Here is a 12358-nt window from a genome sequence, read left to right on the forward strand (position 1 = left end):
GAACAAGCTTTCATTGAGCGCTTGAACCCTGAAAACGCCTCGGTCGCCAGACCGGGGCGTTTTTGCATGCGATCCGGGTGACAGGCGAACGTGACGCTTGCGCCGTGTATCAGGTACAATTCCCGGCTATTTTTCGGCGGGCCAAGCCTGCAGCCTTTTTGAGTGTTGATCCGTGAGTGATTTGAGTCATATCCGCAATTTCTCCATCATCGCCCACATTGACCATGGCAAGTCGACGCTGGCTGACCGTTTCATCCAGATGTGCGGCGGCCTGGCCGAGCGTGAAATGGAAGCCCAGGTACTGGATTCCATGGATCTTGAGCGTGAACGCGGGATCACCATCAAGGCCCACAGCGTTACCCTCTATTACAAAGCCAAAGACGGCATCACCTATCAGTTGAACTTCATCGACACCCCGGGCCACGTCGACTTCACCTACGAAGTCAGCCGTTCCCTGGCCGCGTGCGAAGGTGCCTTGCTGGTGGTCGATGCGGGGCAGGGCGTCGAAGCCCAGTCCGTGGCCAACTGCTACACCGCCATCGAGCAGGGCCTGGAGGTCATGCCGGTACTGAACAAGATCGACCTGCCACAGGCCGAGCCGGATCGCGTCAAGGACGAGATCGAGAAGATCATCGGCATTGACGCTACCGACGCCGTCACCTGCAGCGCCAAGACCGGCCTGGGTGTCGACGAAGTGCTCGAGCGTCTGGTGCACACCATCCCTGCGCCGACCGGCAATATCGAAGATCCGCTGCAAGCGTTGATCATCGACTCCTGGTTCGACAACTACCTGGGCGTTGTTTCCCTGGTACGTGTGCGCCACGGCCGTGTGAAGAAGGGCGACAAGATTCTGGTCAAGTCCACCGGCAAGGTGCACCTGGTCGACAGCGTCGGCGTGTTCAACCCGAAACACACCGCGACCGTCGATCTGAAGGCCGGCGAAGTGGGCTTCATCATCGCCAGCATCAAGGACATTCATGGTGCACCGGTGGGTGACACCCTGACCCTGAGCTCGACGCCGGACGTGCCGGTGCTGCCGGGCTTCAAACGCATCCAGCCACAGGTTTACGCCGGTCTGTTCCCCGTCAGCTCCGACGACTTCGAGGATTTCCGCGAAGCGCTGCAGAAGCTGACCCTGAACGACTCGTCGCTGCAGTACACCCCGGAAAGCTCCGACGCCCTGGGCTTCGGCTTCCGTTGCGGCTTCCTCGGCATGCTGCACATGGAAATCATCCAGGAGCGCCTCGAGCGCGAATACGACCTGGACCTGATCACCACCGCGCCGACGGTAATTTTCGAGCTGGTGTTGAAAACCGGTGAAACGATTTACGTCGACAACCCGTCGAAGCTTCCGGATGTGTCGGCAATCGAGGACATGCGCGAGCCAATCGTGCGCGCCAATATCCTCGTACCGCAGGAACATTTGGGCAACGTCATCACCCTGTGCATCGAGAAACGCGGCGTACAGGTCGACATGCTGTTCCTCGGCAACCAGGTGCAAGTGACCTACGACCTGCCGATGAACGAAGTGGTCCTGGACTTCTTCGACCGTCTCAAATCCACCAGCCGCGGCTATGCTTCGCTGGACTACCATTTCGATCGTTACCAATCGGCCAATCTGGTGAAACTGGACGTGCTGATCAACGGCGACAAGGTCGATGCCCTGGCATTGATCGTGCACCGTGACAATTCGCACTTCAAAGGTCGCCAGTTGACCGAGAAGATGAAAGAACTGATTCCTCGTCAGATGTTCGACGTGGCGATCCAGGCCGCCATCGGTGGTCAGATCGTGGCGCGGACAACCGTCAAGGCGCTCAGAAAGAACGTATTGGCCAAATGCTACGGCGGTGACGTCAGTCGTAAGAAGAAACTGCTCGAGAAGCAGAAGGCCGGTAAGAAACGCATGAAACAGGTCGGCAACGTGGAAATTCCACAGGAAGCCTTCCTCGCCGTGCTCAGGTTGGAATAATCAGGTCCTATGTCGCTAAATTTCCCGCTGTTGCTGGTCATCGCCGTGTTCGTCTGCGGCCTGTTGGCGTTGCTTGATCTGCTGTTCCTGGCACCGCGTCGGCGTGCTGCCATTGCCTCTTATCAAGGCAGTGTCAGCCAGCCCGAGCCTGTGGTGGTCGAGAAGCTGAACAAAGAGCCGCTGCTGGTTGAATACGGCAAGTCGTTCTTTCCGGTGCTGTTCATCGTGCTGGTGCTGCGTTCGTTCCTGGTGGAGCCGTTCCAGATCCCGTCCGGCTCGATGAAACCGACCCTGGACGTCGGCGACTTCATTCTGGTGAACAAGTTTTCCTACGGCATCCGTCTGCCGGTGATCGACAAGAAGATCATCGAAGTCGGTGACCCGCAGCGCGGCGATGTGATGGTGTTCCGCTACCCGAGCGACCCGAACGTCAACTACATCAAGCGTGTGGTCGGCCTGCCGGGTGACACGGTGCGTTACACCGCCGACAAGCGTCTGTTCGTCAACGGCGAATCGATTGCCGAGAAGATGGTCGGCGCCGAGGCGGGTTCGCTGGGCAGCGCGGAGCTCTATCAGGAAAAACTCGGCGCAGCCGAGCACCTGATCCGCAAGGAAATGAGCCGTTACCGCGCCACCCCGGACCGTTCGTGGACAGTGCCTGCCGGGCACTACTTCATGATGGGCGACAACCGCGACAATTCGAATGACAGCCGCTACTGGGATGATCCGAACATTCCCAAGGATCTGCTGGGCATGGTTCCCGACAAGAATATTGTCGGCAAGGCCTTCGCGGTCTGGATGAGCTGGCCGGAGCCGAAACTCAGCCACCTGCCGAATTTCTCGCGGGTTGGCCTGATCAAGTAATCAAACACGGCGCTGTTGACCACAGCGCCGAATGCATTTCTGGAGCCGGCACAATCGGCTTCGCAATCGCCAGGATTTATTTTTTGAACACAGCGTTAATTGTCCCAGGCCTGCGCCGTACCCCGGCGATGGCAGTGGAAACCAGCCACGAACTCAGCGTGGGTAAACCGTGAGCGTTTCTCTAAGCCGTCTCGAGCGCCAGCTCGGTTACACCTTCAAGGACCAGGAGCTGATGCTGCTGGCCCTCACGCACCGCAGTTTTGCCGGGCGCAACAACGAGCGTCTGGAATTCCTCGGTGATGCCATCCTCAACTTCGTCGCTGGCGAGGCGCTGTTCGATCGCTTCCCGCTGGCCCGCGAAGGCCAGTTGTCGCGTTTGCGCGCACGGCTGGTAAAAGGTGAGACGCTGGCCGTACTGGCTCGCGGTTTCGACCTCGGCGATTATCTGCGCCTGGGATCGGGTGAACTGAAGAGCGGTGGTTTCCGCCGTGAATCGATTCTCGCCGATGCCCTCGAAGCTCTGATCGGTGCGATCTACCTCGATGCCGGCATGGACGTCGCCCGCGAGCGCGTGCTGGCGTGGTTGGCCGGCGAGTTCGAAGGGCTGACGCTGGTCGACACCAACAAGGATCCGAAAACCCGCTTGCAGGAACATCTGCAATCGCGCGGTTGCGAACTGCCACGCTACGAAGTGGTGGATATCCAGGGCGAACCGCACTGCCGTACCTTCTTCGTCGAATGCGAAGTGGTCTTACTGAATGAAAAAAGCCGAGGTCAGGGTGTGAGCCGTCGTATTGCCGAACAGGTAGCGGCCGCCGCAGCACTGATTGCCCTGGGCGTGGAGAATGGCAATGACTGATACAAACGCAACTCGCTGTGGCTACGTTGCCATCGTCGGCCGTCCCAACGTCGGCAAGTCGACGCTGCTCAACCACATCCTCGGGCAGAAGCTCGCGATCACTTCGCGCAAGCCGCAGACCACCCGCCACAACATGCTCGGGATCAAGACAGAGGGCGACGTGCAGGCGATCTACGTCGACACCCCGGGCATGCACAAGGGTGGCGAAAAGGCCCTGAACCGTTACATGAACAAAACCGCTTCGGCGGCGTTGAAAGACGTCGACGTGGTGATCTTCGTCGTCGACCGCACCAAGTGGACCGACGAAGACCAGATGGTTCTGGAGCGTGTGCAATACGTGACTGGCCCGCTGATCGTCGCGCTGAACAAGACCGATCGCATCGAAGACAAAGCCGAGCTGATGCCGCACCTGAGCTGGTTGCAGGAACAGCTGCCGAACGCACAGATCATCCCGATTTCCGCGCAGCACGGGCACAACCTCGAAGCGCTGGAAAAGGTCATTGCCGATCACCTGCCCGAGAATGATCACTTCTTCCCGGAAGATCAGATCACCGACCGCAGCAGCCGTTTCCTTGCCGCCGAACTGGTGCGCGAGAAAATCATGCGCCAGATGGGCGCCGAGCTGCCGTACCAGATCACCGTCGAAATCGAAGAATTCAAGCAGCAGGGCAAGACCCTGCACATTCACGCGCTGATTCTTGTCGAGCGTGACGGCCAGAAGAAGATCATCATTGGCGACAAGGGCGAGCGCATCAAACGCATCGGCACCGAGGCGCGCAAGGACATGGAGCTGCTGTTCGACTCCAAGATCATGCTCAACCTGTGGGTCAAGGTGAAGGGCGGCTGGTCCGATGACGAGCGTGCGCTGCGTTCGCTGGGTTACGGCGACCTGTAAGTAGCGATCTCGAGAGCACCGATACCCACTGTGGGAGCGAGCCTGCTCGCGAAGAGGATGTAACATTCAGCATCGATGTTGACTGTCACTCCGCTTTCGCGAGCAGGCTCGCTCCCACAGTGGTTTTGAGTTGCATGTAAAAACCGCGTTTCTTCATCGAGAACTCAATGTCGCAAAACCCGCCTCCTGCCCAACCCGCCTACGTCCTGCATTCGCGCGCCTATCGCGAAACCAGCGCACTGGTCGATTTCCTCACGCCGCAAGGTCGGCTGCGGGCGGTGTTGCGTAGTGCGCGGGGCAAGGCCGGGACGCTGGCGCGGCCATTCGTTGCGCTGGAAGTCGAGTTCCGTGGCAAGGGCGAGCTGAAGAATGTCGGGCGCATGGAGAGCTCCGGCACCTCGGCATGGCTCAACGGCGAGGCGCTGTTCAGCGGTCTGTATCTCAACGAACTGTTGATTCGCCTGCTGCCCGCCGAAGACCCGCATCCCGCCGTATTCGACCACTATGCCGCGACCCTCTTGGCGCTGGCCGAAGGTCGACCGCTGGAGCCTTTGTTGCGCTCCTTCGAATGGCGATTGCTGGATGATCTCGGCTACGGCTTCTCCATGAACACCGATATGCACGGTGAGCCTGTCGCACCTGACGGTCTCTATCGCCTGCAAGTCGATGCCGGTCTCGAAAGGGTGTATCTGCTGCAACCAGGCCTGTTCAACGGTACCGAACTGCTGGCCATGGCCGAAGCCGACTGGTCGGCGCCCGGTGCGCTGTCGGCGGCCAAGCGTCTGATGCGCCAGGCCTTGGCGGTGCATTTGGGCGGGCGTCCGCTTGTCAGTCGCGAGCTGTTTCGCAAGCCCTGATATGCTGTGCGCCGAACCTCTCAATTCAGGAGCGCATCCGTGACCAGCAGCAATCGCATTCTTCTCGGCGTGAACATCGACCACGTCGCCACCCTGCGCCAGGCCCGTGGCACGCGCTACCCGGATCCGGTCAAAGCGGCGCTGGACGCAGAAGAGGCGGGCGCTGATGGCATCACCGTGCACCTGCGCGAAGATCGCCGTCACATCCAGGAGCGCGACGTGCTGCTGCTCAAGGATGTGCTGCAAACCCGCATGAATTTCGAAATGGGCGTCACCGAAGAAATGATGGCGTTCGCCGAACGCATTCGCCCGGCGCACATCTGCCTGGTCCCGGAAACCCGTCAGGAACTGACTACCGAAGGTGGCCTGGATGTGGCGGGACAGGAAGAACGCATCAGGGCTGCGGTGGAGCGTTTGTCGAAAATCGGCAGCGAAGTGTCGCTGTTTATCGACGCCGACGAGCGCCAGATCGCCGCCTCCAAGCGCGTCGGTGCGCCGGCCATCGAGCTGCACACCGGTCGTTACGCCGATGCCGAAACTCCCACCGAAGTGGCTGAAGAGCTCAAGCGCGTCGCTGATGGCGTGGCGTTTGGACTGGCACAGGGCCTGATCGTCAATGCCGGGCATGGCCTGCATTACCACAACGTCGAGGCCGTGGCGGCGATCAAAGGCATCAACGAACTGAACATCGGCCATGCGCTGGTGGCGCATGCGTTGTTTGTCGGCTTCAAATCTGCCGTATCGGAAATGAAGGCGCTGATCCTGGCTGCTGCTCTCAAGGGCTAAGATCAAAAGATCGCAGCCTTCGGCAGCTCCTACAGGTGTACACATAACCCTGTAGGAGCTGCCGAAGGCTGCGATCTTGTGCTTTAAAGAGGGGCGGGCTCTTGCGCCGGTTTCGACTTGTCGATCGCCGGCACATGCAGGTTGCCCTCGGCCACCTGGTCGCCTTCAAGTTGCGGCTGGGTCACCCAGGTGAGGATGTCGTAGTAGCGACGAATGTTCGCCACGAAATGCACTGGCTCGCCGCCACGGGCGTAGCCGTAGCGGGTCTTGCTGTACCACTGCTTCTGCGAGAGGCGCGGCAGGATCTTTTTCACGTCCAGCCACTTGTCCGGATTCAGGCCTTCCTTCGCCGCCAGTTTGCGCGCGTCATCCAGATGACCGCTGCCGACGTTGTACGCCGCCAGGGCAAACCAGGTGCGATCCGGTTCCTGGATCGAATCGTCCAACTGATCCTTCATATAAGCCAGGTACTTGGCGCCGCCCATGATGCTCTGCTTGGGATCGAGGCGGTTCGATACGCCCATCGCCTGCGCAGTGTTCTGGGTCAGCATCATCAGGCCGCGCACGCCGGTTTTTGACGTTACTGTCGGCTGCCACAGGGATTCCTGATAGCCGATGGCGGCCAGCAGGCGCCAGTCGACTTTCTCTTTCTTCGCGTAGTTCTTGAAGTGCTGTTCGTATTTCGGCAGGCGCTGCTGCAAGTGCTGGGCGAAGGTGGTAGCGCCCATGTAGCCAAGCACATCGACATGGCCGTAATAGCGGTCTTTCAGGCGTTGCAGGGTGCCGTTCTTTTGCACCTTGTCCAGATAGGCGTTGATTTCATTGAGCAGGCTGTTGTCTTCGCCCGGGCCCACCGCCCAGCTCTGGCTGCGCGCGTCGCCGAGGTCGAAAGCCACGCGGATATTGGTGAAGTACACCTGATTCATCGCCACTTCGTTGGAGTCGACCAGCGTCAGGTCGATCTGACCTTCATCGACCATGCGCAGCAGATCGACCACTTCAACCGCGTCGGATTCTTCGTATTCGATACCGGGATATTTCTGTTTCAGCGCAGCCAGTTGCTCGGCATGGGTGCTGCCCTTGAGCACGGTGATCTTCTTGCCGACCAGATCCGCCGGATCGGTGGGGCGCGACTGGCCGTTGCGGTAGATGATCTGCGGAGTGACTTCGAGGTAGGAGTGGGAGAACCGCACCTGCTTCTTGCGTTCATCGCTGCTGACCAGACCGGCGGCCGCGAGTACCGGGCCGTTTGGCTTGCCGACCTGGTTGAACAGGTCATCGAGATTGTCCGCCGTCTCGATCTTCAATTCGACGCCCAAATCGTCGGCGAAGCGCTTCACCAGCTCGTATTCGAAGCCGGTTTCACCGCTGCGATCCTGAAAGTAGGTGGCGGGGCTGTTGCGGGTAACCACGCGCAGCACACCGTCCTCCTTTACGCGCTCGAGTGTGTTGGGTTTATCAACACAGCCACCGAGCACCAGGAAGAGTCCGGTTGCGATCAGCCATTTGGCGTATCGCGGACGCAAAGCCGTTGGGAAAAACATCTGCGCAGTATACGCAAACGGCCACGGGCGCCATATCTCGACAGCGTAGGACTAGTCTGCTAGCGATCACAAAATCGAACGAAATCCCTTGAATACGGGCCTTCAGGGCATTTTGTTACAGTAAAAATAAGCCATGCTGAAACGCTCGATTTACCTGACCCCGAAGGCAGAAACACAGATTGCTACCCGAGTGCAACCGTGCGTAGCGTTTCGGGTGATGTTGAGGTCGGTTTAGGCTAGAATGCACGGCCTCAAAGCACACCCCTTCCCGAGGCTGTCCCGAAGATGTTGATCCTGCGCGGCGCTCCTGCCCTTTCTGCCTTTCGCCACAGCAAACTCCTTGAGCAACTGAGCCAGAAGGTTCCAGCTGTCAGTGGCCTGTATGCTGAATTCGCTCACTTCGCCGAAGTCACCGGCGTCCTGACCGGCGACGAACAGCAGGTGCTAGCGCGCCTTCTGAAGTACGGCCCAAGTGTTCCGGTTCAAGAGCCTACCGGCCGTCTGTTTCTGGTGTTGCCGCGTTTCGGCACCATCTCGCCGTGGTCGAGCAAGGCCAGCGACATCGCCCGCAACTGCGGCCTGAGCAAGGTCCAGCGCCTGGAACGCGGTATCGCCTTCTATGTTGCAGGGCAGTTCAGCGAAGCCGAAGCCCAGCTGATTTCGGACGCGCTGCATGACCGCATGACCCAGATCGTGCTGGCCAACCTTGAGCAGGCCGCCGGTCTGTTCAGCCATGCCGAGCCGAAGCCGCTGACCGCCATCGACATCCTCGGTGGCGGCCGCGCCGCGCTGGAAAAGGCCAACACCGAGCTGGGCCTTGCCCTGGCCGAAGACGAGATCGATTATCTGGTCAATGCCTTCAACGGTCTGAAGCGCAACCCGCACGACATCGAACTGATGATGTTTGCCCAGGCCAACTCCGAGCACTGCCGCCACAAGATCTTCAACGCCAGTTGGGACATTGACGGCCAGAGCCAGGAAAAAAGCCTGTTCGGCATGATCAAGAACACCTATCAAATGCACAGCGAAGGCGTGCTGTCCGCTTACAAGGACAACGCTTCGGTGATCGTCGGCAACGTTGCCGGCCGCTTCTTCCCGAACCCTGAAACCCGCCAGTACGGCGCGGTGCAGGAGCCGGTGCACATCCTGATGAAGGTTGAAACCCACAACCACCCGACCGCGATCGCTCCGTTCCCGGGCGCATCGACCGGTTCCGGCGGCGAGATCCGTGACGAAGGTGCAACCGGTCGTGGCGCCAAGCCGAAGGCCGGCCTCACCGGTTTCACCGTCTCGAACCTGCAGATTCCCGGCTTCGAACAGCCGTGGGAAGTGCCGTACGGCAAGCCTGAGCGCATCGTCACCGCGCTGGACATCATGATCGAAGGCCCGCTCGGCGGCGCTGCGTTCAACAACGAATTCGGTCGTCCGGCCCTGACTGGCTATTTCCGTACCTTCGAACAATCGATCACCACTCCGCACGGTGACGAAGTGCGCGGTTACCACAAGCCGATCATGCTCGCTGGCGGCATGGGCAACATCCGCGAAGAGCACGTCAAGAAAGGCGAGATCGTCGTCGGCTCCAAGCTGATCGTCCTCGGCGGCCCGGCGATGTTGATCGGTCTGGGCGGCGGCGCGGCTTCGTCGATGGCCACTGGCACCAGCTCGGCGGATCTGGATTTTGCTTCCGTGCAGCGTGAAAACCCTGAAATGGAGCGCCGCTGCCAGGAAGTCATCGACCGTTGCTGGCAGTTGGGCGACAAGAACCCGATCAGCTTCATCCACGACGTCGGCGCGGGCGGTCTGTCCAACGCCTTCCCGGAACTGGTCAACGACGGCGACCGCGGTGGTCGTTTCGAACTGCGCAACATCCCTAATGACGAGCCGGGCATGGCCCCGCACGAAATCTGGTCGAACGAATCCCAGGAACGTTACGTGCTGGCAGTCGGCCCGGAAGACTTCGAGCGCTTCCAGGCGATCTGCGAACGCGAGCGTTGCCCGTTTGCCGTCGTCGGTGAAGCCACCGCCGAACCGCAGCTTACTGTCACGGATAGCCACTTCGGCAACAACCCGGTGGACATGCCGCTGGAAGTGTTGCTGGGCAAGGCGCCGCGCATGCACCGTTCGGTGGTTCGCGAAGCCGAGCTGGGCGATGACTTCGATCCGTCGAACCTCGACATCAGCGAGTCCATCGAACGCGTTCTGCATCACCCGGCCGTGGCCAGCAAAAGCTTCCTGATCACCATCGGCGACCGCACCATCACCGGCCTCGTCGCCCGTGACCAGATGGTTGGCCCATGGCAAGTGCCGGTGGCTGACGTTGCCGTCACTGCCACCAGTTTCGACGTGTACACCGGTGAAGCGATGGCGATGGGCGAGCGTACTCCGCTGGCTCTGCTGGACGCGCCGGCCTCGGGCCGCATGGCCATCGGCGAAACCATCACCAACATTGCCGCCTCGCGCATCAACAAGCTCTCCGACATCAAACTGTCGGCGAACTGGATGTCGGCGGCCGGTCACCCGGGCGAAGACGCGCGTCTGTACGACACCGTGAAAGCGGTCGGCATGGAGCTCTGCCCTGAGCTGGGCATCACCATTCCGGTGGGCAAGGACTCGATGTCCATGGCCACGCGCTGGAATGACAACGGCGAAGACAAGACCGTCACCTCGCCAATGTCGCTGATCGTCACCGGTTTCGCGCCAGTGGCTGACATCCGTCAGACCCTGACCCCGGAACTGCGCATGGACAAGGGCACCACCGACCTGATCCTGATCGACCTCGGTCGCGGCCAGAACCGCATGGGTGCTTCGATCCTCGCACAGGTCCACGGCAAACTCGGCCAGCATGCGCCGGACGTCGATGACGCCGAAGACCTGAAAGCCTTCTTCGCGGTGATCCAGGGCCTCAATGCCGACGGTCATCTGCTGGCCTACCACGACCGTTCCGATGGTGGTCTGCTGACTTCCGTGGTGGAAATGGCCTTCGCCGGCCACTGCGGTCTGAGCCTGAACCTGGACAGCGTTGCCGAATCCGCTTCGGAAATCGCCGCGATCCTGTTCAACGAAGAACTCGGTGCGGTGATCCAGGTTCGCCAGGACGCCACCCCGGACATCCTCGCGCAATTCAGCGCCGCCGGTCTGGGCGACTGCGTGTCGGTGATCGGTCAGCCGATCAACAATGGCCAGATCAACATCACCTTCAACGGTGACACCGTGTTCGAAGGCCAGCGTCGTCTGCTGCAACGTCAGTGGGCCGAGACCAGCTACCAGATCCAGCGTCTGCGCGACAACGCTGACTGCGCCGAGCAGGAATTCGACGCGCTGCTGGAAGAAGACAACCCGGGCCTGAGCGTCAAGCTCAGCTACGACGTCAATCAGGACATCGCCGCGCTTTACATCAAGAAAGGCATCCGCCCACAGGTTGCCGTGCTGCGTGAGCAGGGCGTCAACGGTCAAGTGGAAATGGCCGCCGCGTTCGACCGCGCCGGTTTCAGCGCGATCGACGTGCACATGAGCGATATCCTCGCCGGTCGTGTCGACCTCAACGAGTTCAAGGGCCTGGTGGCCTGCGGTGGTTTCTCCTACGGCGACGTGCTCGGCGCCGGTGAGGGCTGGGCCAAGTCGGCGCTGTTCAACAGCCGCGCCCGCGATGCGTTCCAGGGCTTCTTCGAACGTAACGACAGCTTCACGCTGGGCGTGTGCAACGGTTGCCAGATGATGTCCAACCTGCACGAGCTGATCCCGGGCAGCGAGTTCTGGCCGCACTTCGTGCGCAACCGCTCCGAGCAGTTCGAAGCGCGGGTGGCGATGGTGCAGATCCAGGAATCGAACTCGATCTTCCTGCAGGGCATGGCCGGTTCGCGCATGCCGATCGCCATCGCTCACGGTGAAGGTCACGCCGAGTTCGCCAGCGAAGAAGCATTGCTGGAAGCCGATCTGTCCGGTTGCGTGGCGATGCGTTTCGTCGACAACCACGGCAAGGTCACCGAAGCCTACCCGGCCAACCCGAACGGCTCGCCGCGCGGGATCACCGGCCTGACCAGCCGTGACGGCCGCGTGACGATCATGATGCCGCACCCGGAGCGTGTGTTCCGTGCGGTGCAGAATTCGTGGCGTTCGGAAGACTGGAACGAAGACGCGCCATGGATGCGCATGTTCCGTAATGCTCGCGTGTGGGTTAACTGATCGTCGTGTACAAGCTGGCGTTTTTTGTTCCTGACAGTCATGTCGAGGTGGTCAAAGGGGCTGTGTTCGCTGCCGGTGGTGGGCGGATCGGTGACTATGACCACTGTGCGTGGCAGGTGCTTGGCTCTGGCCAGTTTCGGCCTTTGGACGGCAGTCAGCCGTTCATCGGTGAGGCGGGGCAGGTTGAGCGGGTTGAGGAATGGAAAGTTGAGCTTGTGGTGGCGGATGAGTTGATCGTGGCTGTTGTGGCGGCGTTGAAGCTCAGTCATCCGTATGAGACGCCGGCTTATGAAGTGTGGCGGCTGGAGGATTTCTGATCTTCTTTGCTGCTTGAACGGGAGACCCGCAGATGAGTGATTGTCTGCGGGTTTTTTGTTGCCTGCGATTTGCTTTTCTGTAGGA

The 12358-nt window shown here is 60.4% G+C and carries 9 protein-coding genes; 8 read left to right on the top strand and 1 reads right to left on the bottom strand.

The window, feature by feature from the left end; all coding sequences use genetic code 11:
• Window positions 1–172 precede the first annotated feature (172 nt).
• The 6 genes from lepA (at window position 173) to pdxJ (ending at window position 6230) form a co-directional block, all read left to right on the top strand.
• Window positions 173–1969: a translation elongation factor 4 gene (gene lepA / locus PS14A_RS04205; protein ID WP_016771564.1), complete on the top strand. Its 1797-nt coding sequence runs from the start codon at window positions 173–175 to the stop codon at window positions 1967–1969.
• Window positions 1970–1978: 9 nt separating this feature from the next.
• Entirely contained in the window at window positions 1979–2833 is an 855-nt protein-coding gene (lepB, locus tag PS14A_RS04210) for a signal peptidase I (RefSeq protein ID WP_016771563.1), read from the top strand.
• A 169-nt stretch (window positions 2834–3002) separates the two neighbouring features.
• Window positions 3003–3692 (top strand): ribonuclease III, encoded by a 690-nt coding sequence (rnc, locus tag PS14A_RS04215; protein WP_024011703.1) that lies wholly within the window; start codon window positions 3003–3005, stop codon window positions 3690–3692.
• Window positions 3685–4587, top strand: a complete 903-nt coding sequence (gene era / locus PS14A_RS04220; RefSeq protein WP_016771562.1) for a GTPase Era — start codon at window positions 3685–3687, stop codon at window positions 4585–4587. Before rnc ends, era begins: the two co-directional genes overlap by 8 nt.
• Window positions 4588–4754: 167 nt before the next feature.
• Window positions 4755–5444, top strand: coding sequence for a DNA repair protein RecO (gene recO, locus PS14A_RS04225; protein ID WP_016771561.1), 690 nt, complete (start codon window positions 4755–4757; stop codon window positions 5442–5444).
• A 39-nt stretch (window positions 5445–5483) separates the two neighbouring features.
• Window positions 5484–6230 carry a pyridoxine 5'-phosphate synthase gene (gene pdxJ, locus PS14A_RS04230; RefSeq protein ID WP_016771560.1) on the top strand — a complete coding sequence of 249 codons (747 nt, stop codon included), beginning with the start codon at window positions 5484–5486 and terminating at the stop codon, window positions 6228–6230.
• A gap of 83 nt (window positions 6231–6313) precedes the next feature.
• Here the strand turns inward: pdxJ and mltF are convergent, their stop codons facing one another.
• The gene (gene mltF / locus PS14A_RS04235) at window positions 6314–7774 is read right to left on the bottom strand and encodes a membrane-bound lytic murein transglycosylase MltF (protein WP_024011704.1); all 1461 of its coding nucleotides are present in this window, start codon (window positions 7772–7774) and stop codon (window positions 6314–6316) included.
• A 285-nt stretch (window positions 7775–8059) separates the two neighbouring features.
• On the opposite strand from mltF, the gene purL reads away from it, so the two are divergent.
• Both purL and PS14A_RS04245 read left to right on the top strand, forming a co-directional pair.
• Window positions 8060–11956 (top strand): phosphoribosylformylglycinamidine synthase, encoded by a 3897-nt coding sequence (gene purL / locus PS14A_RS04240; RefSeq protein ID WP_212615381.1) that lies wholly within the window; start codon window positions 8060–8062, stop codon window positions 11954–11956.
• A gap of 5 nt (window positions 11957–11961) precedes the next feature.
• Complete coding sequence (locus PS14A_RS04245; RefSeq protein WP_095050948.1) at window positions 11962–12273, top strand: YqfO family protein; 312 nt, start codon at window positions 11962–11964, stop codon at window positions 12271–12273.
• The last annotated feature ends 85 nt before the right edge of the window (window positions 12274–12358 follow it).

The sequence above is a fragment of the Pseudomonas sp. 14A genome (genome assembly GCF_018132745.1).
In the GTDB taxonomy this organism is placed as follows: Bacteria; Pseudomonadota; Gammaproteobacteria; order Pseudomonadales; family Pseudomonadaceae; genus Aquipseudomonas; species Aquipseudomonas mercuritolerans.